Source organism: Acidimicrobiales bacterium (assembly GCA_036378675.1).
Classification (GTDB): Bacteria; Actinomycetota; Acidimicrobiia; order Acidimicrobiales; family Palsa-688; genus DASUWA01.
This window is the reverse complement of the sequence record DASUWA010000023.1, coordinates 1-25874: the sequence shown is the minus strand read 5'-3', so window position 1 is coordinate 25874 and position 25874 is coordinate 1. Positions and strand designations below refer to the sequence as shown.

Genomic DNA, 25874 nt, shown 5'->3' with positions numbered 1-25874 from the left:
TACGACTGCGCCTGTACGACTGTGCCTACACGATTGTGATTGTGCAGGCGCTCACCCCGGGCGCCCCGTACACGTGGCTGAACGCGACGTCGGGGCGGCCCGGAACCTGGCGAGGCCCGGCGTCGCCGCGCAGCTGCAGGACGTTCTCGTAGATCTGCCGCAGCCCCGAGGCCCCGATGGGTTCGCCGTTGGCGATGCAACCGCCGTCGGTGTTGATGGGCAACGAGCCCCCTATGCGGGTCTCACCGGCCGTGATCATGGCCTCCTGCTCTCCGTGCTTGCACAGCCCCGTCTCGGCCATGTGCATCAGCTCCGCCCCGGCTTCCGTGTCCTGGATCTGGGCCACCTTCACCTCATCGGCGCCGACGCCGGCGTCGTCGAAGGCGCCCCGGGCCGCTTCCACCGTCGGGCTGTCAGCCCGGTCCGGGCTCAGATAGGGGCTGAACACCTCGAACGATCCGTAGCGGCGGGTCCGGAAGCTGACCGACCGCAGGTACACGGGCCGGCTGGTGTACGAGCGGGCCCGGTCGGCCCGGGCCAGCACCAGCGCCACCGCACCCTCACCCGGCGAACAGAACATGTATTGGGTGAGCGGGTCGTTGACCATCGGGGAGGCGGTGATCTCGTCCTCGGTCAAGGCCGACCGGCGCCACGCGTTCTCGTTCAGCGACCCGTTGGCGTAGGCCTTGGCGGCGATGGCGGCCAGGACGTCCTGGCCCATCGCATGGTCATGGAGGTAGCGCTGCAACTTCATGGCGAAGAACTGGGTCGTCAGCATCATGCCGGTCTGGCCGTACCAGCGGCCCAGCCCGCTGCCTTCGGGATCGGCGTTGAACGCGCCGCGCGGATGCTTGTCGAATCCGACCGCCACACCGAGGTCGTAGGCGCCGGACGCGATCGTGGTGGCGGCCGCCGTGAGCGCGCTGCCACCGGTGGCACACCCGTTGCTTACGTTGATGAACGGAAGTGCCGTGAGCCCCATCTCGTTGACGAGCGTGTCGGCGTTGCCCGATGCGGCGCTGCCACCGAAGGCGAACTGCACGTCCTTCCACTCGATCCCGGCGTCGCGCAGGGCGGCCCGCACCGCGTGGGCGCCCTGGGCCCGGCCGCTCACACCGTCGGTCCGGCCGAAGCGGTGCATGCCGATCCCCACGATGGCGACGTCGGTGGCCGTCACGGCTGGACCTCCCGGAATGCGTAGGTGTACGTGCCGGGCCGGTACATCACGAGGCAGGTCTCCACCCGCATCCCGATGGCCAGCCGCCGCGGGTCGCTCTCGACGAGCCGGCCCTCCACGAGCACCTTGCCCCCGAAATCGACATAGCCCACCCCGTAGGGGGCGAACGGTTCGGCCCCGTCGAACGGCTCCTTCGGCTGGAAGCGCTGGACGGTCCAGGTCCACAGAGTCCCGGTGGGGGGCAGATTCTCCGCCGCGATGTCCACGCTCGAGCACCGGGCGCAGGCGTCGGGGACCGGGAAGGAGTAGGCCCCGCAGTCGCGGCAGCAGCCGGCCAACAGGCGGGGCGGGTCGGAATCCGACCACAGCCCGTCGGCCACGGCCGGGCCGGGCGGGGAGGGCGGCGGTGCCAGCGGGGTCACCCCCACACCTCCCCTCCAGACGCACCCAGCCGGGGAGGAGGCGTCGGCGGTGCGGCCCGGTAGCTGGAGAACTGGATCGGGGGCCCCGGGTAGACGCCCACGAACTCGCCGTCGCGCTCGACGCGCTGGAAGAAGCCACGCGCCGACAGGTGCTCGTCGTGTATCACCTCGTCGGGTGAGTTGACGACCGCGATGGGGAGACCGCGGGCCTGGCCTTCGTGGTAGAGCGTCTCGGCATCCTGTACGAGGCAGAAGGCCTCGAGGATGGACTGGATGTGCGGGAAGCGGGCCTGGCGGTGGACCAGGTGGGCGTACTCCGGTTCGGTCAGATCGGCTGCCATGCCCAGGGCGCCCATCCATTCGACCAAGGCGTTCCAAGGCTTGATGTCGGCCAGAACGAGGGCGAAGTACACGTAGCGCCCGTCGAGAGTGGCGAACAACGCTGGCGCCGTCGGTGCCGGCTGCGCATGGCGGCAGGTCTGCCGTTGGACGAGCACCTCGGGATAGAACCAGAACGGGTTGGCCAGTTCGCCGCTAACGGCCACGCAGTCGTGGATCGCCACGTCGAGTGTCTGGCCCCTTCCCGTCGCGTCCCGTTCGAGGAGGGCGAGGAGCACCGCCTGGTGGGCGAAGCTGGCGGCGATGTGGAAGGCCTGGTTCTCGGCCGGCCGGATGGGCGGGATCGAATGGTCGTCATAGCCGCAGCTGTTGAGGATGCCTCCTGCTGCCAAGGCCACCAGGTCCGAGCTGCGGTAGTCCTTCCACGGACCGGTCAGGCCGAAGGGGGTGATGCAGCATGAGATCAGCCGCTCACGATTCGGCAAGGTTCCGAGGTCGATCCCGAGGCGGGGGAAGTCGGCCGGCGGGGCCGACACGATGACGACGTCGCCCCGGTCGAGCAGCGCATCCAGCTCCGCCTGCTGGGCTGGCAGGTCCAGCACCAGGCTGGCCTTGCCGGTGTTGTAGTACCAGAAGGTCAGGCTGCGGTCGGGATCCTCCTGGCCGGCCGCGAAAGGTCCGATCCGCCGTGTGGCGGAACCCGCCGGGGGCTCCACCTTGACGACGTCCGCCCCGTACTGGGCCAGGAGCTTCCCCAACAGCTCGCCGGCCGGGTCGCCGGCCAGCTCCACCACCCGCAACCCGTCGTACGGCAGCGGCCGCCGGTCGGGCGAAGCGTCGTCGTTCATATGATCCCTTCGATCCTGAGCTCGAGCTGCTCTTCCTCGCCGATCCCGAGGATCTCCCCGAGCACATAACTGTTGTCTTCGCCCAGCAAGGGCGCGGAACGCCAGTGATCCGCGCCCCCACCGGACATGATCACCGGGAAGCCCTCGAAGCGGGCCGGCCCGATGACCGGGTGATCCAGCTCGAAGAACGTCCCGTGGGCGGCGATCTGCGGATCCGTCTCGGTCAGATCCCGGGCGTTCTGCACCGCCGCCGCGGGCACGCCATGGGCCTGCAGGAGGTGCATTATCTCGTGCCTTTCCCGGGCCCCGGTCCACCCGGCCAGGAACCCGTCGAGCCGGTCCTGGTGGGCGAATCGTGAGGCCTGGGAGGCGAATTCCGGGTGGGACGCCCACGCCGGCCGCCCCATCGCGGCTTCCAGGCCCTGCCAGCCCGCGTCGTCGAAGACCGAGACAGCCACCCACTCGTCCTCTCCTGCGCAGGGGTACACCCCGTGCGGCGCCGCCTGCGGGTGCTCGAGGCGGTTGCCCGTGGGAAAGTCCGGGCGGTGCGTGCTGTGCCCGTTGACGGTTACGTCGAGCAGCATCGGTCCGATGAGGCTGACGCCCACCTCGACCGCGGCGACGTCGATCTCCGTTCCCAGGCCGGTCTTCCGCCGGTTCCGTAGCGCCATGAGGATGGCGGCCGAGTTGTAGTACGCCGCCATGTTGTCCATGTAGGACAGGCCCCACCCGGAGGGTTCATGGCCGGGAAGACCAGCGATGTAGGAGAGCCCGCTCGCGGCCTGCACCACCGGTCCGTAGCTGCGGTAGTGCTGATGGGGGCCGCTGTGCCCGTACCCGCTCATGCGGGCGTAGATCACGTCGGGGACCAGCTCCCGCAACCGGTCGAACGTGAAGCCCCAGCGCTCCATCACGCCGGGGGCGAAGTTCTCGGTCACCACGGAGCTGGCGGCGATGAGCTCTGAGGCCAGCTCCCGGCCCCGTTCGGTCCGCAGGTTGATGGTGACGCCGAGCTTGTTGCGGCTGTAGTTGTTGAACAGGCCGCCGCGATCGGGGTCGGCGTCGGGGAGCTCCTCACCGTAGCTGCGGGGATCGCCCTTGTAGAGCGGGAGCCGGCGCGGCATGTCGATGCGGGTCCGGTCCTCGATCTTGATCACCTCGGCGCCGAAGTCGGCCAGCATCCGGGTGGCCACCGCTCCCACCCCCATCCAGCAGAAGTCGGCGACCCGGATACCTGCGAGCGGGCCGCGGCGGGCCCGGGGCCGGCGGGACGCGTCGGCGGGCGCCTCCACAGCGGGGTGCTTCGGCGCGGTCGTGGTCATTTGTCCGTCTCCTCGGGCGCGGCCATGACGGGCCGCGGGTCACGCGGGAGCCTCAGCACCCGCTCGGCGATGATGTTGTGCTGGATCTCGTCCGAACCGCCGGCGATGCGGTAGCCGGGAGCGCCGAGGACGTGAGCGGTCCACGCCCAGGTTCCCCACTCGCCGCTGTCGGCGGTCAGGCGCGGACCCAGCAGTTCGCCCGCGATGTGCGAGATCTCGGCCAGCGACCGGGTCCACAGCAGCTTCCCTATCGAGCCTTCCGGCCCCGGAGCGCCGCCAGCCTCGGCGTTCTGCTCGACCCGCGCCCGTACGAAGCCGCGGACCCGTTCGTTGGCGAAACAGCGGGCCAGCTCCTGGCGCACGACCGGGTCGTCGTTCCGGCCGAGATGGCGAGCCAGCGCCAGCAACTGCTCCCACGAACCCCCCACCGACCGCCCGCCGCCACTGCCGGCCCGTTCAAAGCCGAGGGTCGTCAACGCGACCTTCCAGCCCTGGCCCACCTCACCCAGGCGAAGACGGTCGGGCAGCCGGACGTCGTCGAGGAACACCTCGTTGAAGCTGGACCCTCCGGACATCTGGCGGATGGGTCTCACCGTCACGCCCGGGAGGTCCATAGGAACCATGAAGGCGGTGAGCCCGGCGTGCTTGGCGCCCCCGTCGGTCCGGGCGATCAGCTCGCCCCACGCCGAGAACTGGGCACCCGAGCTCCACACCTTCTGCCCTCGGACCACCCACGAGTCGCCGTCGCGCTCGGCCCGCGTCGAGAGCGAGGCCAGGTCGGACCCGGCCCCCGGCTCGGAGAACAGCTGGCAGCAGAGCTCCTCGGTCCGCAGGAAGCGGGGGATCAGGACCTGTCGCTGTTGCTCCGTCCCGAACTCACGGACGGTCGGGGCTACGAGGCCGACCGTCACCGAGAAGGTCTCGTGGCCCGGCGGCACCTCGAATTCCGCCTCCACCCGGCGGAACGCCGTTTCATACTCCGCCGGCCGCCCGAGCCCCCCGAACTCCTCCGGCCACGAGATGGCTCCGTAACCGGCGTCGAACTTCAACCGCTGCCATGCCATCGCTTCGTGCAGCAGCAGGCGTTCCTGGTCCTCGGTGAGGTCATGGAAGACCGAAACATCGTCGGACCCTTCGGCCCAGCCAGTGGCAACGGGGTCGGAACGGTGCTTGGCCACAGTTTCAAGCCACCTACGCGCCTGGTTCGCGAACTCCTCGACGGACCCCCCGGCATTCATATGCGAATCATTATAATGAGTATTGACTTCCTGTCCACAGGATCCTTAGGCTTCAGCTAACGTCACGAGAGGGAGGGGGACGTATGGCCGACTACCCGATAGTCGATCTTGACCTCAGTGCGAAGGTGGGCCCTCCCGGGTCGCACTTCCGGGAGATAGACGAGCTGCGGGAACGGCACCGGTGGTTCTGGAACACGGAGGCCCAGGGCTATTGGGTGCTCACCCGCTACGCCGACATCCGCGAGGCCTTCCAGACCCCCGAGATCTTCGGCAACCACTCGATTGTGCCGACCGACCCCGACCCGGCCTACCGCTTCCTGCCTTCGTACACCGATCCACCGGTACACATGAAGTATCGGTCGCCGCTCAACCGTTGGTTCTCGCCGAAGGCGGTGGCCGATCTCACACCGACCGTCCGCGCTTACGCGGCCCGGTTGGTGGACGGGCTGGTCGCCGAGGGGGCCACCGACTTCATGACCTCCATAGGCGACTACCTCCCGGCCCTGACCTTCGCCTCCGCGGCCCACCTGCCGGAAACCGACGTGCCCTTCCTGATCAACTGCGCCAACCGGATCTCGGGCACCGTTACGGCGGTGGGTTTGGACCCGGTGGGAGCCATGAACGACATCAAGGCCTACTTCTCCGAACTGGTAAAGGATCGCGAGAAGCAGCCGCTCGACCCGGCCGAGGACTTCCTCACCCATCTCATGGGCGTGACGATCGACGACCGCCCGATCGACTCCGAGGAATTGCTCGACACTTGTATGACACTCGCCTTCGGATCGCTCGACACCACCAAGAGCGTGCTGGGCTGGTGCTTCTGGCACCTGGCAGCACACCCCACAGACCGGGAGTGGGTCGTCCGGGATCCGTCGATCATCCCGAGCGCGGTGGAGGAGTTCCTGCGGGCGTACCCGATCGTGAGCATGGCGCGGAAGGTCAAACAAGACGTCGATTTCCACGGCTGTCCCATGAAGAAGGACGACATGGTGCTGCTCAGCATCCAGTCGGCCACGCGCGACCCCGACGTGTTCGAGAATCCTCAAGAGGTGCGGCTGGACCGCTCGCCCAACCGGCACATCGCCTTCGGGGCGAGCGAGCACCGCTGCCTCGGGTCGCACCTGGCCCGGGCCGAGCTGTGCATCGCCATCGAGGAATGGCATAAGCGCATCCCGGACTACCGCATCAGACCGGATCGCGAGGTGCTGGCCCATGGGGGGCAGATCTCCATCCTGGCCCTCCCGCTCGAGTGGGATGTGCCGGCCGCCGGACCAGCGGTCGAGCAAGATCATCATAATCATTTTAAGTAATCCCTTGACTTAGGCCGGATCAGGAGTCACACTTCGATCAAGGGAAACGGACCCGTTCACCGGAACCGGAGAGTCCGTTCCTTCGCCGCTCGAACGGCTCCAGCGGCCACTGACCCATGGGGGGTATCTCTCGATGAAGTCCCGTCATCTCTTAGCAGTCGCGCTCGGTCTGGCGTGCCTCACCGGGCTGGCCGCCTGCTCGTCAGGTTCCAAGTCCTCGTCGGCGTCCGCTGCTTCGCCCTCAGCCGCCTCCGCCGGGCACAGCAGCACCACCGCGGTCGCCACCGGTGCCTCAGGCGTGGCCGCGGCCACCGCCGCGGTGAAGGCCGCGCAGACCGTGCCTTCGACCATTCCCGAAACGCAGCCGCTGCCCCACGCCCCGGCGCCCGGCACGAAGGTCGCCTTCCTGACCTGCTCGCAGACCGCCTGCAGCCTGCTCAACCCGGGCTTCATCGCCGCCGCGCAGGCGCTCGGTTGGAAGCCCACGGTGATCACCTACAACACCGCGACCCCCGGGCCGGCGGTCCAACAGGCGATCGACGCGGGCAACAAGTACATCGCCACCACGAGCATCCAGCTCAACGAGATCACCCCGCAGCTGCAAGAGGCGAAGGCGAAGGGGATTGCCATCTTCGGCGCCTACACGCCTGATGTCCCCCAGGGGGCGGCCAATGGGCTCTACGGGGTGGCCCAGGACGTGGCTGCCAGTGGCGTCGCCGGCAAGCTCTTGCCGGAATGGATGATCTCCGACTCGAACGGGCATGCCAACGCGGTGTACGTCACCATTCCGATCTTCCCGTCCCTGAACGCCGGCCAAACCGTCGCCCAGCAGGTGTTCCAGCAGGATTGCCCGGCCTGCACGCTAGGGGTGCTCCCGCTCAGCCTCACCCAGGTCGGCGCCGGCCAGACGCCCTCAGCCGTGGTGTCGTACCTGCAGGCCCACCCGAATGTCAACTACGTGTACCTCTCCTTCCAGGACCTCTTCCCCGGCGTAGTGTCGGCGCTGAAGACGGCCGGCCTCGACAGCAAGGTGAAGATCGTCGGCCAGGAGGCGCAGCAGCCCGAGCTCCAGTCCATGATCGACGGCACGTCGTCCGCTTGGTCGATCCTCCCGGAGCCGTACGTGATGTGGGTCGTGGTCGACTGGATGGCCCGGCTGTCCGTCGGGATGCCGCTGACGTCGGACATCGTGGCGGCCGGCGACAACCCCGAGGCCTTCCTCGTGACCAACCCCCAGCAGGCCCGGTCGCAGCTGTCGGACAACAGCGGCAACTGGCCCGGCCCGACCAACTACGAGCAACAGTTCAAGGCGCTGTGGAAGGTCGGATGACCGGACGGCCGTGAGAAGGGCAGGAGGCGCGCCGTGACATTGCAGATCACCGGGCTCTCCAAGACGTTCCCGGGACAGACGGCTCTCAGGTCGGTCGACCTGAGAGCCGACTTCGGGGAGGTCCACGCCCTCGTGGGCCAGAACGGGTCGGGCAAGTCGACTCTGATCAAGGTCCTCTCCGGCTACCACGAGCCCGACCCGGGAGCTTCGGCCACCATCGACGGCCGGCCCTTCCAGCTGGGCCACGGGGCGGCGGCCCGCGCCGTCGGGTTGCGCTTCGTCCACCAGGACCTGGGGCTCGTCCTGTCACTCAGCGTTCTCGAGAACATGATGCTCGGCCAGCCGTACCCGACCGGGCTGGGCCGCCGGATCCGGTGGGGCGAGAGCGCCCGCCGGGTCCGGTTGTGCCTGGACCGGTTAGGTCTTTCAGGCGATGTGTCGGTCCCGGTGAGCGAGCTCAGCCTGGCCGAACGCACGGGGGTGGCCATCGCCCGGGCGCTGATGGACACCGAGGGAGAGCGGCTCATGCTGGTCCTGGACGAGCCGACCGCAGCCCTGCCTCCCGACGAGGTGGCCCGGCTTCTGGACGTGATCGGCCGGCTCCGGGCCGAAGGTCATGGCGTCGTACTCGTGTCCCACCATCTCGACGAGGTGCTGCAGATATCGGACCGGATCACCGTCCTGCGTGACGGGTCGGTGGTGGCGTCGGTGGGCCGAGGCGAGCTCGACCACGACCGGCTGACCGAGCTGATCGTCGGTCACGTTCTGGCCGACGCCGGCCCCGGCTCCCGCGACCGGCCGGCTGGCTCGGCCGGCGGCCCCGCAGCCCGGGCCGGCGCCGCGGAGCTGGCCCCCGTATTGCAGGTGGCCGGCCTTTCCGGCGCCCGGGTCGAGGACGTCGACTTGTCGATCCGGCCGGGCGAGATCCTCGGCGTGGCCGGCATCACCGGTTCGGGCCGGGAGTCGCTGGGTCCGCTCCTCAGCGGCCGACTGGCGCGGCGGGGCACGGTGTCGGTCGGCGGCCGGGTGGTCCCGGGCGGCGATCCCCGCCGGGCGCTGGCCGCCGGTGTGGCATCCATCCCGGGGGAGCGGGGTCAGTTCGGCGTGTTTCCGGCCATGTCGGTGCGGGCCAACACGACCATCGCCGCCCTGGACCGCCACCGCCGGATCGGGCGGATCAGCCGCGGCTTGGAGCAACAGGAAGTGAACGAATGGATCCGCAGCCTCGGAATCGTGACCCAGGGCACCGAGGCGCCGATGTCGAGCCTGTCGGGCGGCAACCAGCAGAAGGTGCTCGTGGCCCGAGCCCTCCGCCTTTCGCCCAGCCTGCTCGTCCTCGACGATCCCACCCTCGGCATCGACATCGGAGCCCGCGCCCAGATCCACGAAGTGATCCGCCGGTGCGCGGCGGAAGGCAAGGCAGTGCTCTTGATATCCACCGACAGTGACGAGCTGGCCGCCCTCTCCGACCGGGTCCTCGTGATGGCCCGCGGCCGGGTGGCCCGCACCCTCGAAGGGGGTCCCGAGCTGACCCCCGAGAAGATCGACCTCGATCAGCTCACGGCGGCGAAAGGATGACGGCGAAGAAGATGACGCTACAGACGCTCACCACGTCACGGACCTCGTCCACGGCCTCCCCGGCCGGCGAGTGCGGGCCCTCCACCGGGTCGGCGCGTCGGAACGAGCAACGGCCGGCAGCTCCGGCATCGCGTTCCCGGCGCTTGGCCCCACCAAGCCTGACCCGATTCAGCGCGGTGTACCTGTGGCTGACGTTCCTGGTCCTATTCGGCGCGCTCAAGTTCCACTTGTTTCTGACCGTCAGGACCACCCAGCTGGTGTTCTCTCAGGGTGCGGTCACCGCCGTCCTGGCGCTTGCCTTCCTGGTGCCGCTGACGACGGACACCTACGACCTGTCGGTCGGCGAGATGATGTCGCTGTCGATCGTCCTGACGGCATGGTTCTCCCAGCACGCCTCCATCCCCTTCGGCGTCGTGGCCGCCGGCACCGTCGTGTTCTGCGGGCTGATCGGGGCGGTGTCGGGGTTCATCGTGGTGAAGCTGAGGGTCAACTCGCTCATCGCCACGCTCGGCATGACCCAGGTCCTGAGCGCCTTCCAGCTGTACGTCTCGCAGAACCGCCAGATCGCCGGCAAGTTCTCGACCACGGTCGTCGGCCTCGGGAACAACAAGGTGCTAGGCATCCCGTTCCTCGACATCTACCTGATCGTCCTGGCCGCCGTCATGTGGTTCGTGCTCGAGCACACCCCGGTGGGCCGGCGCATGTTCGCCATCGGCGGCAACCGGGAGGCGGCCCGGCTCGCCGGCATCCGGGCGGACGGCATCGTGTGGAGCTCGCTCGTGGTCTCGGGTGCGGTGGCCGGGCTGGCCGGGGTGCTGTACAGCGCCCAGGTCGGGGCCTACACGAGCGACATCGGTCAGGGCTATCTGTTTCCGGCGCTGGCGGCGGTGTTCTTCGGGGCCTCCCAGCTGTCGCAGCGACCGAATGTGTGGGGCACGCTCATCGCCTACTTCGCGCTGGCCTTCGGCATACAGGGCCTCAGCCTCCAGTTCGGTGCGGGCGCGTTCTGGGTCAGCCCGCTGTTCCAGGGGGTCGCCCTCATCGTGGCGGTGGCCATCGCCAGCACCCGCGGCTCAATTGGACGGGGCCGGGACGGCTCGGCCGTCCGGCGCATGATCCGTTCGCGGTCGGCCGGGGAGGCCGCGGCCCGGCCGTCGGCCGAGCCGGCCGCCTAGCGCCTCCGGGCCGGGCCCGCTGGATGCTGGACGAAGGAGGCACGGCATGCCACCATCTCTGCCGGACTTCGACGACAGGGTGAACCATGACGGTCAGGCGAGAGGCATCAGCCCGAGAGTGAGCACCGAACGGCAGGACGCCGACGCCATCTACGGGGTCGGTTTCTCCGAAGGCGAGAGACGGGTGGCCAAGACCTCGGAGAACGTGGCCCAGAGCATCGTGCACGACATCATGGCGAGAGGGCTGCACACTGGCGACCGGCTGCCGCTCGAAGCGGCCATGCTGCAGGAGTATCGGGTCAGCCGGGCGTCCCTCCGGGAGGCGCTGCGGCTGCTCGAGGTGCAGGGGCTGATCAGCCTCAAGCCGGGTCCGGGCGGCGGACCCGTTGTGGGCAGCGTCGACGCCCGACACCTGGCCCGGACCATCTCGCTGTACTTCCATCTGGGCGGCATGAAGTACGGCGACATCTTCGCCACCCAGGAGAGCCTGGAGCCCATGTGCGCCGAGCTGGCCGCCCGCCATCCGGATCGCAAGGAGCGGATGAAGCCGTTCACCGACACCCGCTCGGCGCCGAAGGAGGGCGCCGGCTACCACGCCACGACCTACGACTTCCACAACGTCATCTACGACATGACCGACAATCCGGTGCTATCGCTCATCACCAAGGCGGTCACGAGCATCATCAGCACCCACATCGTGTCCACCATGGATCCGGTGGAGTTGCACGAGGCCATCATCGAGGAGCACGCCGACATCGCCCGGGCCATCGCCGCCGGTCAGGCCAGCAAGGCGGCCAAGCTGGTGGCCACCCACTTCGCCGTGCAGCACGAGTACTACCGGCGGCACTGGCCGACCCGCTTCGACGAGCTGATCGAGTGGCGGTAGGGCGCCCGGCAGGAAGCTAGCCGCGGCGCAGGATCAGGGCGCTCCCCGGCGGCAGGGGCGTAGAGGTCACCAGGCAGACTTCGGCGCCTGGGACCTGCGATGTCGAGGTGCCGCGGATCTGGCGCACCCCTTCCACTATGTGGTTCATGCCGTGGATGTAGCCCTCGGAGAGGTGGCCGCCCCCGGTGTTGATGGGCACTCGGCCGCCCAGGTCGATCTCCCCGGCGCGGGCGAACGGCCCGCCCTCGCCCTTCTTGCAGAAGCCGAAGTCCTCGAGCTGCATCAACACCGTGATGGTGAAGCAGTCGTATAGCTGGGCCACGTCGATTTCCTCCGGGCCGAGGCCGGCCCGCTCGTACAGGGTCCGAGCGGTGGGCTGCGCCGGCAGCGTGGTGATCGACTCCCGCATGAGGACGGGGAACTGGATGCCAGGCTGGGGGCGGGACAGGCTTCCCTGGGCCACGGCCCGGATGAGCGCCGGAGGATGCGGACCGTCGGCGGCCCGCTCGGTTGTGGTGACCACCACGGCGCAGGCGCCGTCGGTCTCCAGGCAGAAGTCGAACAGGCGGAGCGGGTCTGAGATGATGCGGGCGCCGAGGTATTCGTCGATGGACAGGGTCCGGTCGTGCATCTGGGCCGCCGGGTTGGCGTTGGCCCGGGCCCGGCAGGTCACCGCGACGGTGCCGAGATCCTCGGGGGTGGTGCCGAAGTCGGCGATGTGCCTCTGGGCGATGAGGGCGAAGATCTGGCCGGGGGTGACCAGGCCGTACGGTGCGAAGAGCTCGTCGAAGGTGCCGCTGCCGCCCACGGCGTGGGAGTCCGAGCCGCCACCGGCCGCGCCCTGCCCGAAGCGGCGACCCGAGCGGCCGTTGAGCGAGCGGAAGACGAGGACATTGGTGGCCAGCCCGGCCAGGACGGCGGCCACCGCCTGGCCGACCATGGCGCACGGGGCCACCCCGCCGGGGCCGGCCTCGCCGACGTAGGTGAGATCGGGGATCCCGAGGGTGTGGACCAGATCGTTACCCCGGACCAGGTCCATATCGCAACGCACGATGCCGTCTATGTCGCTCGGCTTCAGGCCGGCGTCGGCGATGGCGGCCAGGCTGGCTTCCGAGGCCAGGGCCAGGTCGCTGCGGCCCGAGTCGCGGGAGTAGGCGGTGGCTCCTATCCCCGAGATGGCGCAGCGGTCCCGGTGGGGGAAGGCCTTCATTGCGATCAGAGTCAGCGGGGTCGAGCGCTCAGAGGGTCGGGCCCCGCCCGCCCACCGACTCGAGGAACCCGGTGCCGTCCCGCCGCTGCTCGCCCCAGAGGATCTCGAACACCAGCCGGCTGATGCGCCAACCGTCCTCGGTTCGCTGGAGCTTGTTGTGGTAGCGCGCGACCAACACGTTGACCAGGTCCGGGGTGGCAGCCATCATCTGATAGGAGGTGTGGTAGACGAGGGCGTCGGCGACATCGCCGTTGAGATCCACGTGGTAGACGCTCAACAGGTGGTGCTGCCAGATGCAGTCGGCGGTGGCCGAGTCGATCCAAGAGGCCACCGTGTCACCGCCCCGCATGGGTTCGGCGTTTCCGTACTGAGCCCAGATGTCATCGGCCAGAACGGCCCGTACGCCGGCGATGTCCCGGCGGTCGATGCACGACGCGTAGCGATAGATCGTGTCCGTGATGTCGAGCCGGTCCTGCAGGGCCTCGAAGTCCTTGACTACCGACATGGCGGGAACCTTTCAGTCGAGGTGGTAGATGCGGGCGGCGTTCTCGTGGAGGATCTTGCGCAACACGTCGTCGGACAGGTCGCCGAGCTCTTCGGAAACGAACACCCTCGGTGAGATGGCCGAGGTGGCCGGCCCCGGCGACATGCTCGTGGGATGCGGGAAGTCCGTCTCGTAGAGGATGCAGTCGGGGCCGAGCTGCTCGATGGCTGATTTGGCGGTATCGGTCTCGAACCAGAAGCAGCCGTAGATCTGGCGCTTGAAGTACTCGCTCGGCAACAAGTCGTACTCCGGATGCTCCAGCGGGACCCCGCAGTTCTTCCACTGCCAGTCCAGGCCGGCCAGCGCGAAGGGCAGCCAGCCCACGCCGCTCTCGACCGACACGAAGTTGAGGCGGGGGAAGCGGTGGCAGATTCCGCCGGTGATGAGCAGGGCGATGACCTTGGCGTTGCTCATGCCGAACTGCATGGAGAAGGAGGCGTAGTTGGCATGCCGCCCGCTCCCCTCGTACACGGACTCGAAGAGCGACATGTCGCCCGATCCGATGTGGAAGTTGATCGACAGCTCGGTGTCCTGGGCGGCCGCCCACAGCCGGTCCCAGTACGGCTCGGTCAGCTTGGGCAGGCTCCAGAATCCCGGCTCGCCGCTCATGATGATGCCCTTGTGGCCCAGCGCCGCGCCGCGCTCGATCTCACGCACCGACTCGTCGAGGTCCCAGAAGGGGATGGCCATGATCGGCACGTACCGCCGGCGGTCGGCCGAGGCGTAGTCGACGAGGAAGTCGTTGTAGGCCTGCACGCACGCCAGCATCAGCTCGTGGTCGCCGATCGCCAGGTAGCGCCCGGCGCCGAAGCCGGCGACGTTGGGGTACAGGACCTGGGCCCAGATGCCGTGGGTGTCCATCCACTCGAGCCGCAGCTCCGGGTCCCATGTGGCGGGGTCGACCACGGACAAAGTTGGGGGGTGGTCCGGGGGGTACTCCTTCCATCCCGCCTGCGCCGCCGCGGCAGCGGCCGAGATCCGCTCCGACCCGAAGTACCAGGCGTCCTCTTGCAGCTCGGGATCGAAGCGGACGTGGGGGACCTTGTCCCCCCATTTGGCCGTCGACAGCCTCGACGTCCACAGGTCGTAAGGCTCGACGACGTGGGAATCGGTGTCGACGATCCGGTACCGATCGACATCGGCGGCGCTGAGCATCTGGTCCCTCCCCGAGTGGTGCCTGCCCGTTGATGGTAGCAGGGGCCATCCGAGCGAGCAAGCTATTTCTTATGATGAATATAAGGAAGAGTTGACAAATCCCTTATCAGGATTTACGGTCGGGTGATGGGCGATTTCCATGGAAGAGTTGTCCTCGTCACGGGAGGTAGCCGCGGCCTCGGGCGCGAGATGAGCCAGGCCTTCGCCGCAGCGGGCGCCTCGGTGGCAGTGGCCAGCCGCAAGTTGGAAGCTTGCGAGACGCTGGTGGCCGAGCTGCCGGCCCCGAGCGGCGCGGTGCACAGCGCCCACGCCTGCCACGTCGGTAGGTGGGGCGACCTCGACGACCTGGTCGCGGCGGTGTACGACGCCCATGGCCGCATAGACGTCCTGATCAACAATGCCGGTATCGCCCCCCTGTACCCGAGCCTGATGGAGGTCAGCGAGGAGCTCTTCGACAAGGTCATCGGAGTCAACCTCAAAGGCCCCTTCCGGCTGAGCGCTCTGGTCGGCCGCCGCATGGCCGAAGGGCAGGGCGGCGCCATCGTCAACGTGAGCAGCGTGGCGGCCATCCGCCCGACGCCCAACGAGCTGCCTTACGCGGCGGCCAAGGCCGGGCTGGACGCCCTGACCTCCGGCTTCGCACTCGCCTACGGCCCGAAGGTGCGGGTCAACACGATCATGGCCGGACCGTTCCTCACCGACATCGCGCGGGACTGGGATCCGGATCGCCTGGCTGAGATGACACGGGCCTACCCTCTGGGCCGGGCGGGCCGCCCGCACGAGATCATCGGAGCCGCCCTGTACCTCGCGGGGGAGTCGGCAACCTTCACCACCGGGTCAGTCGTCCGGGTTGACGGGGGTCAGGGGATCTCCCATCCCGGCGTCTTCCCGGGCGAGCGGGTGCTCGGGGCGGGCGCCGGTGCCTGAGGGTAAGCCGGTGGTGCCGGTCGTTCCGGTTGTCGACGACCGGGACACGGGCGGCTTCTTCGAGGCCGCCGCCCAGGGTGTGCTCGCCATCCGGCGCTGCGCAGGATGCGGCGCCGCCCTCCACGTACCGGTCCCGGTGTGCCCGTACTGCCAATGCGGGGATGGCCGCTGGGAGCCGGCCGGCACGACCGGCACCGTCTACTCCTGGACGGTCGTGGAGCATCAGGTGCACCCGGCCTTTCCGGTGCCCTACACCGTCCTCCTGGTGGAGCTCGATTCGGTACCAGGCGTGCGGCTGGTCGGTCGTCTGGACGGCCGCCATTCGCCCGGTGTCGGGCATCCGGTACGGGTCCGGTTCGACCGGGCCGACAGGGTCGACGGGGTCGTCCTGCCCCAGTGGGATCTGGCCTGACCCGCCGTCAGCCCGGCGGGTCGAGAGGCCAGACGATGTGCTTGGCTTCGAAGAACTCGGCGAAGCCGAGCACCCCGCCTTCGCGCCCGAGGCCGCTCTGCTTGTAGCCGCCCCAGGGGTGGTCTGCCAACATGGGCCCGCCGCCGTTGATCGTGACCGTCCCGGCCCGGATGCGCCGGGCCGCAGCCATGGCCTGGGCCGTCGGTCCCCACACGTTTGCCGCGAGTCCATAGATACTGTCATTCGCCAGATCGACCGCTTCATCGACCGAGTCGTAGGGGAGCACCACGCTCACCGGACCGAACAGCTCCTGCTGGGCGATCTCGGCCGAGTTGTCGACGCCGGTCACGATGGTCGGCTCGTAGAAGAACCCCTTCGGGTGCGACTCCGGTGCCCGGCCCCCGGTCAGGACCCGGCCGCCCTCTTCGACGGCCCGGTCGACATACCCGGCCACGCTGTCGCGGTGGGATGCCGAGATGAGCGGTCCGACCACGGTAGTGGGATCGTGGGGGTCGCCACAGCCCATCGAACGAGCCACCTCGACCGCGGCGTCGAGGTAGGCCTCATAGTCGGGCCGGTGCACAAGGGTGCGGGTGAGCGAGCTGCAACCTTGGCCGGCGTTGCCGGCCCAACCGCTCACGCAGGAGGCGGCCAGCGCCTGCACGTCGCCGCCGGGCAGTACCACGTCGGCCGACTTCCCACCGAGCTCCAGCACCACCCGCTTCAGGGTGGGCGCGGTCAGCTCGACGATGCGGCGGCCGACGACGGCCGAACCAGTGAAGGTCACGAAGTCCACCGCCGGGTGGGAGCAGAGGTGCTCGGCTACGTCTGGCGGTCCGTAGACGAAGTTGAACGCTCCGGGCGGGAAGCCGGCCTCCTCGACCAGGCGGGCCAGCGCCGTGGTGCTGAGCACTGACTTGGGCGAGCACATCAGCACGATGCTGCAGCCCGAGGCCAGCGCCCCACCGAGCTTCCAGGCGGCCAGGTTGAGCGGGAAGTTGTAGGCCGTGAGGCCGAGCACCAAGCCGATCGGTTCCCGTGTCAGCAGGGTGGCGGAGCCGTCGGCCGCGGCGGTGGTCGGCAACGATTGGTCGGGCCCGCTCGCCAGGCCGGCGGCCGCGGCGGCGTACCAGCGGAAGTTGCGGATCGGGAAGGGGACCTGCATGAACTCCGCCACCATCCGGGGCGTCCCGATCTCGTCGATCATCAGATCCACCAGCTGCTCGAAGTCCCGCTCGAGCAGGTCGGCCAGACGGTGGAGCATCCGGCTGCGGTCCCGCGGTCCGACTTCCCGCCACGGCCCGTCTTGGAAGGCGCGGCGGGCGGCGTCGACCGCTTCGTCGGCTTGGGCGACCGTGAGCGAAGGAACGGTGGCTAGGACTTCTTCGGTGGACGGGTTTACGACCTCGAACGGTTGGCCATCCCCGGTCACCCATTTGCCGTCGACGTAAGCGCTGGCGTCGCGGCCGGAACTGTCTCGCTGGCTCATGCTGACCTCGGCTAATTGATGATGATTATTATCCTCAGAACGATACTGCTGGTGACCGACCCAGGCAAGAGGTGACGAAACCTGGGGCTGTGCGGTGGCCAGAGGTCGGCACCCGTACGCCGAGGTGCCAGGCCTACCGTCAGCAAAGTGATCGCAACGTGTTCGGCTGCATTAACGACATGGCCGACCTCTGCGAAGACGCGGTCCCTCGTTCCGGAAGCCTCGCCAGCACGGACTTCCCGTGTCTCAACCGCCACCCGCGCCAGAACATGGGAGAAGTCCGCTGTCAAAACGCTGTCAAACCGACTCGGAAAACAGAAGAGCCGGTGCTCTCGCACCGGCTCCGACCTTCGGTTTCTTGGTTGGTACTAGTTGGTGGGATGATCACGAAACTCGCTGACCTGCTCGTACGTGTGTTCGGGACGACAGTCTCCACCACTTATCGGCCCTGGTCTCCACAAGTAGTCTTCCTTCAGGAGCGTGACATATATGTTACGCTGTAGCCATGGCGAAAACCGGAGCGCAGAGATACTTCGATGCCAGAGCGAAGCGCAGCCCTGAGTACAGCCGCGCCCTCGATGAAGCGCGTCACCGAATCGCTGCCACCGACGGCCTGATCCGTGCACTAGAACAACGGCGCCTTGAACTCGGTCTGTCGAAGGCGGAACTCGCTCGGCGAGCGGGAATGAGGCCCGAGGTTGTTCGACGACTGCTGAGCTCCGCCTCGGCGAATCCCACCCTGTCGACGTTCATTGCTCTCGCCAGCGCGCTGTCGATAGAACTGGTCGTGGCCGACTACGCACCAGTTACCGAAGGACCGTCCGCCGCTTCGCGAACTCGGCGGCGTACTGCTTGATCTTCCGATACTCACGTGGGTCGGCTGCCGATCGTGCGGGCTTCGATAGTCCGCCCAGGCAGACGATCGAAGGGCCACCGAGGTCATCCGCGTTGCGTTCTAGAAGGCAGAACAGACGGTGATTGGCTCCGGCACCTTGAACCCTGACCTCGTAGAAGCCGGCCATGTCGTCATGCATGGCTTCCCATTTGCCGCCTCCGGCGAAAGAAGGCGGTGGAGCGTCTGCCACGGCCTCGAGGACGGCCTGGATCTCCGCGGCGACCTTGTCTGGAACCTTGTCTAGGAAGTCCACTGCTGGAGTGGACGTCGTCGAAGGGTCATCGTCTTGATGACGGCGAAAGAAGTGGATCTGCCACGGATCAGGCACGGAGGTCCCCTTCGCCTCAATCCGTGGCAGGGGTTGAGGATCCCCTCGGCAGCTTGTAGTACAGCCTCAGCGCATCCTCGAAGAAATGCAGCCACAGCTTCAGACTGTCCTCGTCCCAGGTCTGGTCTGAGGGCAGCAGGTCGAGTGCTCCATCGATGACCTTGTTTCCTCGAGCGCCGCTTTGCGTTCCTACTTGTCCCGGCACCCCAATCGGCTCCGGGACGGCCGGCCGGATGTCGTCTCTTGCGGCTGGCCGGCCCTGCGACGGCTCGTGGATAGTCGGTCGGATCATCGTCGTACGGTTGCCCGCAACTTGAAAGAGCCCTGCCTGTTCGGCCGAATCCATGAGCCGCGCGAGAACGGCTGGGGCCTTCTCAGGTGTGATCTGCCAGCGGGTTGTCAGAGCGTTCCGTAGTCCCCCTTCGTCAGGGAGCGGCCTACCGTGGTACTGCTCGAGGACGGCGTGGAAGAGGGGTACGGCTTCGAAGGCAGCAATACGGGCACGACTCTCAGTCGCCGGGAAATCCGGATGGATGATGTCGAGGAGCCGGGGGCTCGGTTCCAGGGCCGAAGACGGGCCGTCGAGCAAACCGAACAATCGCGCGTTTGCCAGACGAGTGTTGAACGAGCCGTTGTTGTCGCTCCGGTAGCCGGCGAGTCTCGCGAGTTCTGCAGAGGAGAGCCGCCCACCGTTATCTTGGACAATCCGCGCCAGCTCAACACAGCTATTGAGGTCGAATGTCGTGAACCTGTACGCGGGCGAAGCCATTCCTGCTCCTTACTGGCTGACCGTAAACCTAGCAGTAAGTTACCGATCTCGGCAATAACTTCTACTGTCGGAGGCGTCGGCATCTACCAGCTGGCTCATATCGGGGTCCACGCGGCTGGATTCTTAGCCTGGGCACTCGGTCCTCTTGGATCGCGGGATCTGTCAATCCGTAATTGACTACTGACACATCGGCGGCACCGCAGCCCGATGAGGGTCCGTTGGCTGCTGAGCCGTTATCCAGACGGCATGTCCTGCGAAATGCCAACAACCCCAGTGTGGTGAACCCGATGACCTAGTTCGAATATCGGTGGTTACCCGACAGATGTTCCGGACTGGTCGCCGGAGAAGGCTATGAGAGCCTTGCCGGTTCAGGTTGCGGACTCTTTGGGTCACAGTTCTTCTGACCTAATGCTTTGTGTCCACCAGATTCGCCGCAGCCGACACGATCCCGCTATGAGATGCGAACAATTCTCCTACGAGCGAGGGCTCCTTCGCCTTGGCAGGTGGGTTGCTTTCGGTTCTTGATGGCATGGGAGCGGTGCCGCGATCTCTGCACGATCGGTTGTCTGGGGGCGGTACGGTTCAAGGTGCGCCTGGCCGACAAGATCGTACGAGGAGCCGGCAAACCGGATCCTCGGGCATCATCGACCAAGAGCCGCGCAATCTCAAAGAAAGACACGGCGACTCGACTCCAGGTCGTTTTCGGATTGTTGGGCCTGGCGATCGCGGGAGGAACTGGGGCCATCGCCTGGTTCACATATGTGTTGATGGAGAATACAACCCCGGCACCACCAACTGTCGTCTCGATCGATGTTGCAGCCACATCTCCGGTTCGTGTGCTCAGCGTTTCAGCAGGGACGTGTGATCCCTCTTTGTCGTCGATGCGCTTCGACGCTTTCAGGTGCTTCGCCGGAAACTACATATACGATCCGTGTTTCGTCGCGGACGAGCCACCAGGTCCTACCAATGTGATCTGTCCCGCCGACCCTCGGAAACGAGCGGTTTGGGAAGTCCAAACTACGCCGCCGACCAAGCCGAGAAGCGAGGATATCAACGCGCCCGATCCCATTTCGAGCCGTGACCCCTGGCCGTTCTTCTATCGAGCGGTACTGTCTGCTACTACAACACCGGTACGCACGACTTTCAAGCGGATCTCGGAATCACATACGTGTGCGGCGCGTCCGGTTCCACAGGCTTTGTGAGCAAGGGTCAGATCATTGGGGCCATAGATCGAACGAAAGAGAGCTGGACAGTCCTTTACTCGTCTTCTGGGACTCAGCCGTACAAGAGCACACGTATACGAATGGCATGGTTTTGATATCGCTCCAACCTGGTCATGCAGATAACGACTCTCCTGCCGCGAGTAGAGGGCATCCCGGTGCAGCGGCTGTGAGGCGAACATTCTGCACCCCACCGCGCAGCGTCCGCTGTGCCGGGCCCGGCGAGCCGAGCGCCGACTCCGCGCTCATCGGGCGATGCTCGGACCTGGTCCAAGGGCGCTCGGGACGGAACGATCTGCACGCTCTGAGATAGACATGAACTCGTGCAGTTCGTGCTTGAGCCACCGAATGGTGTGTTGGACATACGGCTGGGCGTCACCCTGTCGGCGGTTGCCGAGGTCCTCTGGCGTTACGGGGACATCGAGGAGTTCCAGCGAACCCCGGAAGCCCCGCCCGGTTGGGTTGCCAGAGGTGATGGAGTCACAATCTTCGTGTATTCCGACTCCGCAGGTATGGCGGATGCGATCGAGTTCGCCCGTCCCACCGACCCCACAACGGACCAGGTGACATTTGGAGGGGTCAACCTGTTCGCTGAGCCTGCTGACACCGTGGTTGAACTCCTGACTCGAGCTGGGGTGCGCCTCCACGCCGAAGAGGGCGGGCGGGCATATACGGCACCGGACCTTCTCATTTCCTTCTGGCGTGATGGCGGCCCGGAGGGGCCAGATGGCCTGCCGGTCTACTGGGAGTCAGTCCTTGTGGCTCGGCCCGGCTACTACGACTGAGCGGCGCGGATCGCCGACTCGGTCGCGGGGCTTGACGCGTGAACGTAACCATTTGCGTGATCGTTATGAGCGGTCAGGTGCCACTCGAGATGGTTCGAGGCTGGGCCTTCGGTCGTACGTCGAAAGTGGTGTAGGTCCTCGGTGGAGCCTCGCCTTCCTCGACGGCATAGTCCCAAGCGTCATCCAGGTCCGGCTGGGAGGGGGATCTCGTGAGATACACGACGAGCCGATTCACTGGAACGTCTGGCTGAATCGTCGAGACCTCTAGCCCGAGCTGTTCGATTCGCTCCGTGAGGTCGTTCCGATCGGTCTTGAGCATCAATGACCGGGTAAGGCGGATGACCCAGGCCCGCATAGTCGCCTCTGACACTGTTGCAGACTCGACTCGGTACCTGGCCCCGGACGGGAGGGCGGCAATGAGTCGCCCCAGTTCCGTCGCTGACAGTGAGGGAAGGGCCATGATGACGTACTCCCCCCGCCGGCGCTGATCCTTCCACACGCCACCCAGAACCTCGCTTAGCGAGGCAGCTACCTCGGCGAAAGGTCCTTGCTCGTCCTGTTGGCGAGACCTTTCGTCCAGATCGGCCAACTCTTCTGGGTTCAGCGGAACTCCGTGACCGTTACTGATCTGATCGAAAGTGGCGGCGTAGTCCATCGCCTCATCGCTGTCGTCGAGACCGAAGGTCTGACGGAATCGACGGGCTGTTTCCCTCGAACTGGGCTGGACCACACGTCAATCCTGTCCGATCTCCGAGCCCGCCGCCGGAGCAAGGCGCTACATCACTCGCCGTCACTGACATGGCTGCGATCAACGCCCCGACCGATTACTTCCCCTTCAAACTCAGAAAGCGACTCAAGAATGAGCCGGTGTTCTGCTGGTTTGATGTCCACTCCCGGCTATCTACACCGCCTGATCGTCTGTAGTGGAACCCACCCCGTACAGGATCGCCCCAGCGAAGAGGAGATTTCCGATCCCGATGACGATCAGGGAGAGCCCAGCGAAGCTTGTCGCCTCGATGCTCGCCAGAGCAAAGTTCCCGACTCCCATCAGCACCTCCGCCGTGGCAACCAGTACGAGAGAAGATCGAAGGCCCTTGGATAAGGGTAGCGGTAGGTGCGTTGCGAGTAGCCAGACGGCCCCGCACAGGACGCCGTTTGCTACTGCGTCGGCGAACCCCTCGAAGTTGGGTCCGAAACCTCCGATACCGCCGTCGAGAAACGCGAAGAACAACAGCAGATAACCCAAGGCCACGACGCCATAGCTCCAAACGGCAAATCGACGGACGCGCTCCCGCCGCACACTCAACCCAGCGGGGTTGTCTACGCTCAAGGGTCCTCCTGCGGCGACGTTTCAAGCACGTGCGGTGCGGCAGAGTCTCCCACAGGCCGACGTCGGGATGAGCGACCGATTTCCTCATCTGCGTCCACGAGATAAGCACCGCTCACTTAGCTAGAAGCGAGCAGATCGACGGCTCGGGCGCTGCCGCTATGAGTTGCCCACGACGCCGAACGTCCGCGCATAACGTCCCGACCCCACCGGCCAGTGTTGCCGGGAGTCCGATCTCTTCACCAAGCAGGGCAAGCTGGCAGCGCAGCTCGTTAACTTCGTGACCCGCGCGACGTCCTGCCCAATTGCCTCGAGCCCAACCCGTAGCCGGCAAAGCCGGCGGAGGGGCGGGAGCCGACGCCCGAAGTGAACCGCCCTGGATCTGATGGAGGCTGGGTTTAGGCAACCTCGCCGGGGTTGGTGAGGTTGGTGTGACGGTACTGCTGCTCGTATTCGACGGGGGACATCTTGCCGATCGAGTGGTGGATACGGGTCGAGTTATACCAGTGGACCCAGCTGGCGGTCTCTCGTTCCAGTTCGGCCTGGCCGCTCCAGGAGCGGCGTCGGTCGTGTTCGACCAGCTCGGACTTGTAGAGCCCGATGGTGGATTCCATGAGCGCATTATCGAGCGCGTCGCCGACGGTGCCGATCGACCCGGCGATGCCGGCGTCGATGAGGGCCTCGGTGAAGGCCAGAGACGTGTATTGCGATCCCGCGTCGGAATGGAACACCAGTCCTGTCGAGGTGAAACGCACATCGGTCCGGCGTCGGGTGAACAGAGCCTGCTCCAAGGCGGCCATGACCAGCGGGGTGGTCTTGGACGTCGAGACTCTCCAGCCGAGGATCCTTCTGGAGTACACGTCGGTGACGAAGCTCACGTAGGCGAACCCGGCGAGGGTCCACACGTAGGTGAAGTCGGCCACCCACCACTGGTCGGGCCGGGTCGGGGTCGACCATGCCAGGTTGATCAGGTCGGGATGACGAGCCCCGGCGGGGTCGGAGCGGGTCGTCCAGGTGCGGTGTTTCCCCCGAATGTTGCCGCAGATCCCGACGATGGCCATCAGCCGGGCGACCTGGTCGCGTCCGACGTCATAGCCGGCGTTGCGCATCGCGGTCGCCAGTTTGTCGGCCCCATACAGGCTGCGGTTCGCCCGCCAGACGTCCAGCGCTGCGTTGGCCATATAGGCGTCTGCGAGATCGGCCTCGGTGACCGGGCAGGCCTTGCGGGCGTGATAGGTGCTCGGAGCGATCGGCACGTCGTGCTCGGAGAGCACCCGGCAGATCGGCTCGACTCCGAAGCGATCCCGAAACTTGTCGATGTAGGCGACAATCAGTGCAGTTTGCGGTCGAGCTCCGCCTGGGCGAAAAACGCTGACGCGGTCTTCAATATCTCGTTCGCCCGGCGCAGCTCGGCGTTCTCCCGCTCGAGCTGCTTGACCCGAGCCTCCGTCGCCGACGGCACTCCCGGACGCTCGCCGGCGTCGATCTCCTTACGCTCGATCCAGCCCCTCAACGTGTCCTGAGGGATGTCCAACAGCTCACCGACACGCCGGCGGGCCTGCAACAGCGACTCCTCCGGATAGTCGCGGCGTCGGTCCTCATACATCCGGACCGCCCGGTCACGGGTCTCCTGCTCGTACTTCCTGGCTGCGGGCATAGCTCAGTCTCCTTGTGAGAACAGAGCCTCCGGTGGACCCAGGGCGGTTCAGCCCAAACCCAGCTAATGGACGACCGCGCTGTTCCCAAGCCGAAGAAACCGGCCCGCCGAGCCAAGGTTCTCGGTGTCGGTGCCGACGGACGCAAGCAGTACACCGTCGACCCCGACGCCCGAGCCGGTCACCGATCAGCGACCAACAGCCGCTCCGCCGGACCCTACGTCGGATACGAACTCCACCTCGCCGTCCAAGCACGCGACGTCAAATGGACCAACTACATCGACAAGATCACCCTCTCCGGCGAGGTCCCCGGTGTCATCACCTGCTTCTCTCTCACACCCGCGGGCAGCCACCGCGGAAGGGCGATCGTCGACGACCTGGTTGCCGCCAAACGTGCAGGCGCTGCTCTCGACGACGTCGTATGGGACCCTGGCTACAGCCTCTGCACCCCAGGAACGACCCATCACAAGCTCGCACAGGCCGGCATCCACCAAACCTTCCAACCGGTAACCCATCAGCGCGGCACCCGCCCCTTCAGCGGCGACGCGCTGCTACTCGACGGCCAGCTCTATTCCAACCTGCTCCCAAACGAGCTGCGCGACCTGCCCATGCCACCACGCGGGGCAGGCGAAGAAATCAAACTCGCCCACGAGCAAGACTTCAACCGGCGAGCCCGATGGCGGATGGTCCGCCACGCCGGCCCCGACACCGACGGCGCAACCCGGTGGCGGTGTCCCTTCTGCGCCGGCCTCCTCCGAGCCCGACAGTTCCCAATCACCATGCGCAAGTCCAAGACCATCCCGCTCGTCCCGGTCGACCAAGGATGTAGCGCCTGCTGCGACGGGATCCTCACCGCCATGCCCGCAGACCTTCCCTGGTGGCAACGGATCCCCTTCGGCACAACCGCGTGGCGGCTCTCCATGGGACGACGCCAAGTCGTCGAATCGGTCAACGCCGCCCTCAAAGGAACCTTCGCGGACCTCGCCCGCGGGTTCATACGCGTTATGGGCCAAACCAAAATGACCGTCCTGTTCGGCTTCACCATCGCTGGGTTCAACCTCGACCGCATCCGCTCCTACCGCGCCAAGAGGCGAGCGGCCGAGCAAGCCAAACCCAAGCAGCCCAAACGCCGGCGAGGAACCTGGAAAGACGTGATCGACCCGACCACCGGCGAGATCATCGCCAGCGAAAGCCCACCCACCTGACCAACCGATCCCAAGGTCGAGACCGGCTGCCTTCGGCGGCCGGCTTCATCGCGTCCGGCGACGAGCCCTCACCAGTGGCAGACATGGATCGGGCGGACATCTCAAGCAACAAAAGGGCGTGAAGCGCGCTCTGCATTGAAAAACCCCGCCGGGCACATGTCCCGACGGGGTTTCGAGATGTCGGAACGCTCCCTAACGAGATCATCCCGTAGTGGCGGGGGCTGGATTTGAACCAGCGACCTTCGGGTTATGAGCCCGACGAGCTACCAGACTGCTCCACCCCGCGGCGGAACAGTCAATCTATCACTCCTCGAAAGTCAGGGGTCAG

The 25874-nt window shown here is 66.7% G+C and carries 24 protein-coding genes, 1 tRNA gene and 1 other annotated feature; of the genes, 10 read left to right on the top strand and 15 right to left on the bottom strand.

Features of this window, described 5'->3' with window-relative positions:
- Positions 1-25: 25 nt before the first annotated feature.
- Genes VFZ97_08460 through VFZ97_08440 form a run of 5 tightly spaced genes read right to left on the bottom strand, consistent with a single transcriptional unit; the run spans position 26 to position 5346 of the window.
- The gene (locus VFZ97_08460) at positions 26-1177 is read right to left on the bottom strand and encodes a thiolase family protein (GenBank protein ID HEX6393460.1); all 1152 of its coding nucleotides are present in this window, start codon (positions 1175-1177) and stop codon (positions 26-28) included.
- On the bottom strand, positions 1174-1599 hold the full coding sequence (locus VFZ97_08455; protein ID HEX6393459.1) for an OB-fold domain-containing protein: 426 nt from the start codon (positions 1597-1599) through the stop codon (positions 1174-1176). The genes VFZ97_08460 and VFZ97_08455 overlap by 4 nt, the downstream gene beginning before the upstream one ends.
- Positions 1596-2786, bottom strand: coding sequence for a CoA transferase (locus tag VFZ97_08450; GenBank protein HEX6393458.1), 1191 nt, complete (start codon positions 2784-2786; stop codon positions 1596-1598). Before VFZ97_08450 ends, VFZ97_08455 begins: the two co-directional genes overlap by 4 nt.
- Positions 2783-4108 (bottom strand): CoA transferase, encoded by a 1326-nt coding sequence (locus VFZ97_08445; protein ID HEX6393457.1) that lies wholly within the window; start codon positions 4106-4108, stop codon positions 2783-2785. The genes VFZ97_08450 and VFZ97_08445 overlap by 4 nt, the downstream gene beginning before the upstream one ends.
- Positions 4105-5346, bottom strand: coding sequence for an acyl-CoA dehydrogenase family protein (locus VFZ97_08440; GenBank protein HEX6393456.1), 1242 nt, complete (start codon positions 5344-5346; stop codon positions 4105-4107). Before VFZ97_08440 ends, VFZ97_08445 begins: the two co-directional genes overlap by 4 nt.
- Positions 5347-5429: 83 nt before the next feature.
- Here VFZ97_08440 and VFZ97_08435 point away from each other — a divergent pair, with 83 nt between their 5' ends.
- The 5 genes from VFZ97_08435 to VFZ97_08415 all read left to right on the top strand — a co-directional run bounded on the left by VFZ97_08435 (position 5430) and on the right by VFZ97_08415 (position 11625).
- Positions 5430-6656, top strand: coding sequence for a cytochrome P450 (locus VFZ97_08435; GenBank protein HEX6393455.1), 1227 nt, complete (start codon positions 5430-5432; stop codon positions 6654-6656).
- A gap of 133 nt (positions 6657-6789) precedes the next feature.
- Positions 6790-7986 carry a substrate-binding domain-containing protein gene (locus VFZ97_08430; GenBank protein HEX6393454.1) on the top strand — a complete coding sequence of 399 codons (1197 nt, stop codon included), beginning with the start codon at positions 6790-6792 and terminating at the stop codon, positions 7984-7986.
- Between the two features lie 33 nt (positions 7987-8019).
- Complete coding sequence (locus tag VFZ97_08425; GenBank protein ID HEX6393453.1) at positions 8020-9564, top strand: sugar ABC transporter ATP-binding protein; 1545 nt, start codon at positions 8020-8022, stop codon at positions 9562-9564.
- Between the two features lie 11 nt (positions 9565-9575).
- On the top strand, positions 9576-10739 hold the full coding sequence (locus tag VFZ97_08420) for an ABC transporter permease (GenBank protein ID HEX6393452.1): 1164 nt from the start codon (positions 9576-9578) through the stop codon (positions 10737-10739).
- Between the two features lie 46 nt (positions 10740-10785).
- On the top strand, positions 10786-11625 hold the full coding sequence (locus VFZ97_08415) for an FCD domain-containing protein (protein ID HEX6393451.1): 840 nt from the start codon (positions 10786-10788) through the stop codon (positions 11623-11625).
- A gap of 16 nt (positions 11626-11641) precedes the next feature.
- On the opposite strand, the gene VFZ97_08410 is transcribed toward VFZ97_08415, so the two are convergent.
- Genes VFZ97_08410 through VFZ97_08400 form a run of 3 tightly spaced genes read right to left on the bottom strand, consistent with a single transcriptional unit; the run spans position 11642 to position 14534 of the window.
- The gene (locus VFZ97_08410) at positions 11642-12835 is read right to left on the bottom strand and encodes a hypothetical protein (GenBank protein HEX6393450.1); all 1194 of its coding nucleotides are present in this window, start codon (positions 12833-12835) and stop codon (positions 11642-11644) included.
- Positions 12836-12863: 28 nt separating this feature from the next.
- Positions 12864-13340 carry a nuclear transport factor 2 family protein gene (locus VFZ97_08405; GenBank protein ID HEX6393449.1) on the bottom strand — a complete coding sequence of 159 codons (477 nt, stop codon included), beginning with the start codon at positions 13338-13340 and terminating at the stop codon, positions 12864-12866.
- Between the two features lie 12 nt (positions 13341-13352).
- Positions 13353-14534, bottom strand: coding sequence for an amidohydrolase family protein (locus tag VFZ97_08400; GenBank protein ID HEX6393448.1), 1182 nt, complete (start codon positions 14532-14534; stop codon positions 13353-13355).
- 126 nt (positions 14535-14660) lie between these two features.
- On the opposite strand from VFZ97_08400, the gene VFZ97_08395 reads away from it, so the two are divergent.
- Complete coding sequence (locus VFZ97_08395) at positions 14661-15461, top strand: glucose 1-dehydrogenase (GenBank protein ID HEX6393447.1); 801 nt, start codon at positions 14661-14663, stop codon at positions 15459-15461.
- A gap of 13 nt (positions 15462-15474) precedes the next feature.
- A complete protein-coding gene (locus tag VFZ97_08390; protein HEX6393446.1) occupies positions 15475-15873 on the top strand; it encodes an OB-fold domain-containing protein in 399 nt (132 codons plus the stop codon).
- A gap of 7 nt (positions 15874-15880) precedes the next feature.
- On the opposite strand, the gene VFZ97_08385 is transcribed toward VFZ97_08390, so the two are convergent.
- On the bottom strand, positions 15881-17362 hold the full coding sequence (locus VFZ97_08385) for an aldehyde dehydrogenase family protein (protein HEX6393445.1): 1482 nt from the start codon (positions 17360-17362) through the stop codon (positions 15881-15883).
- A 505-nt stretch (positions 17363-17867) separates the two neighbouring features.
- Between VFZ97_08385 and VFZ97_08380 the strand changes: the two genes are divergently transcribed.
- Positions 17868-18218, top strand: coding sequence for a helix-turn-helix transcriptional regulator (locus VFZ97_08380; GenBank protein ID HEX6393444.1), 351 nt, complete (start codon positions 17868-17870; stop codon positions 18216-18218).
- Here VFZ97_08380 and VFZ97_08375 read toward each other — a convergent pair.
- Together VFZ97_08375 and VFZ97_08370 are read right to left on the bottom strand one after the other, a co-directional pair.
- On the bottom strand, positions 18169-18585 hold the full coding sequence (locus VFZ97_08375) for a hypothetical protein (protein HEX6393443.1): 417 nt from the start codon (positions 18583-18585) through the stop codon (positions 18169-18171). The two genes, VFZ97_08380 and VFZ97_08375, sit on opposite strands and share 50 nt — an antisense overlap.
- Before the next feature lie 16 nt (positions 18586-18601).
- Positions 18602-19354 carry a hypothetical protein gene (locus VFZ97_08370; protein HEX6393442.1) on the bottom strand — a complete coding sequence of 251 codons (753 nt, stop codon included), beginning with the start codon at positions 19352-19354 and terminating at the stop codon, positions 18602-18604.
- Positions 19355-20897: 1543 nt separating this feature from the next.
- Here VFZ97_08370 and VFZ97_08365 point away from each other — a divergent pair.
- The gene (locus VFZ97_08365) at positions 20898-21359 is read left to right on the top strand and encodes a hypothetical protein (GenBank protein ID HEX6393441.1); all 462 of its coding nucleotides are present in this window, start codon (positions 20898-20900) and stop codon (positions 21357-21359) included.
- A gap of 73 nt (positions 21360-21432) precedes the next feature.
- Here VFZ97_08365 and VFZ97_08360 read toward each other — a convergent pair whose 3' ends face one another.
- From VFZ97_08360 to VFZ97_08350, 3 genes are all read right to left on the bottom strand, one after another.
- The gene (locus tag VFZ97_08360; protein HEX6393440.1) at positions 21433-22089 is read right to left on the bottom strand and encodes a hypothetical protein; all 657 of its coding nucleotides are present in this window, start codon (positions 22087-22089) and stop codon (positions 21433-21435) included.
- Between the two features lie 171 nt (positions 22090-22260).
- Entirely contained in the window at positions 22261-22689 is a 429-nt protein-coding gene (locus VFZ97_08355) for a hypothetical protein (GenBank protein ID HEX6393439.1), read from the bottom strand.
- Between the two features lie 395 nt (positions 22690-23084).
- Positions 23085-24343 (bottom strand): IS3 family transposase gene (locus tag VFZ97_08350; protein ID HEX6393438.1). Its coding sequence is split into 2 segments (ribosomal slippage): positions 23085-24046 and positions 24046-24343, totalling 1260 coding nucleotides; the frame shifts between segments, so codons are not numbered across the junction.
- Positions 23928-24059: a sequence feature (AL1L pseudoknot), on the bottom strand. Its footprint overlaps the gene before it by 132 nt.
- Positions 24344-24409: 66 nt before the next feature.
- Here VFZ97_08350 and VFZ97_08345 point away from each other — a divergent pair.
- Positions 24410-25546: a hypothetical protein gene (locus VFZ97_08345; GenBank protein HEX6393437.1), complete on the top strand. Its 1137-nt coding sequence runs from the start codon at positions 24410-24412 to the stop codon at positions 25544-25546.
- Positions 25547-25758: 212 nt separating this feature from the next.
- On the opposite strand, the gene VFZ97_08340 is transcribed toward VFZ97_08345, so the two are convergent.
- A tRNA-Met gene (locus VFZ97_08340) sits at positions 25759-25832 on the bottom strand.
- Positions 25833-25874 lie beyond the last annotated feature (42 nt).

Excerpts from the sequence above, each read along its gene's own strand:
- VFZ97_08345 (HEX6393437.1), top strand. The coding sequence starts at position 24,410 with ATGGACGACCGCGCTGTTCCCAAGCCGAAGAAACCGGCCCGCCGAGCC.
- VFZ97_08405 (HEX6393449.1), bottom strand. The coding sequence starts at position 13,340 with ATGTCGGTAGTCAAGGACTTCGAGGCCCTGCAGGACCGGCTCGACATC.
- VFZ97_08440 (HEX6393456.1), bottom strand. The coding sequence starts at position 5,346 with ATGAATGCCGGGGGGTCCGTCGAGGAGTTCGCGAACCAGGCGCGTAGG.
- VFZ97_08370 (HEX6393442.1), bottom strand. The coding sequence starts at position 19,354 with ATGGCTTCGCCCGCGTACAGGTTCACGACATTCGACCTCAATAGCTGT.
- VFZ97_08385 (HEX6393445.1), bottom strand. The coding sequence starts at position 17,362 with ATGAGCCAGCGAGACAGTTCCGGCCGCGACGCCAGCGCTTACGTCGAC.
- VFZ97_08445 (HEX6393457.1), bottom strand. The coding sequence starts at position 4,108 with ATGACCACGACCGCGCCGAAGCACCCCGCTGTGGAGGCGCCCGCCGAC.
- VFZ97_08450 (HEX6393458.1), bottom strand. The coding sequence starts at position 2,786 with ATGAACGACGACGCTTCGCCCGACCGGCGGCCGCTGCCGTACGACGGG.
- VFZ97_08415 (HEX6393451.1), top strand. The coding sequence starts at position 10,786 with ATGCCACCATCTCTGCCGGACTTCGACGACAGGGTGAACCATGACGGT.
- VFZ97_08430 (HEX6393454.1), top strand. The coding sequence starts at position 6,790 with ATGAAGTCCCGTCATCTCTTAGCAGTCGCGCTCGGTCTGGCGTGCCTC.
- VFZ97_08380 (HEX6393444.1), top strand. The coding sequence starts at position 17,868 with ATGGCGAAAACCGGAGCGCAGAGATACTTCGATGCCAGAGCGAAGCGC.
- VFZ97_08395 (HEX6393447.1), top strand. The coding sequence starts at position 14,661 with ATGGGCGATTTCCATGGAAGAGTTGTCCTCGTCACGGGAGGTAGCCGC.
- VFZ97_08410 (HEX6393450.1), bottom strand. The coding sequence starts at position 12,835 with ATGAAGGCCTTCCCCCACCGGGACCGCTGCGCCATCTCGGGGATAGGA.
- VFZ97_08420 (HEX6393452.1), top strand. The coding sequence starts at position 9,576 with ATGACGCTACAGACGCTCACCACGTCACGGACCTCGTCCACGGCCTCC.
- VFZ97_08435 (HEX6393455.1), top strand. The coding sequence starts at position 5,430 with ATGGCCGACTACCCGATAGTCGATCTTGACCTCAGTGCGAAGGTGGGC.
- VFZ97_08400 (HEX6393448.1), bottom strand. The coding sequence starts at position 14,534 with ATGCTCAGCGCCGCCGATGTCGATCGGTACCGGATCGTCGACACCGAT.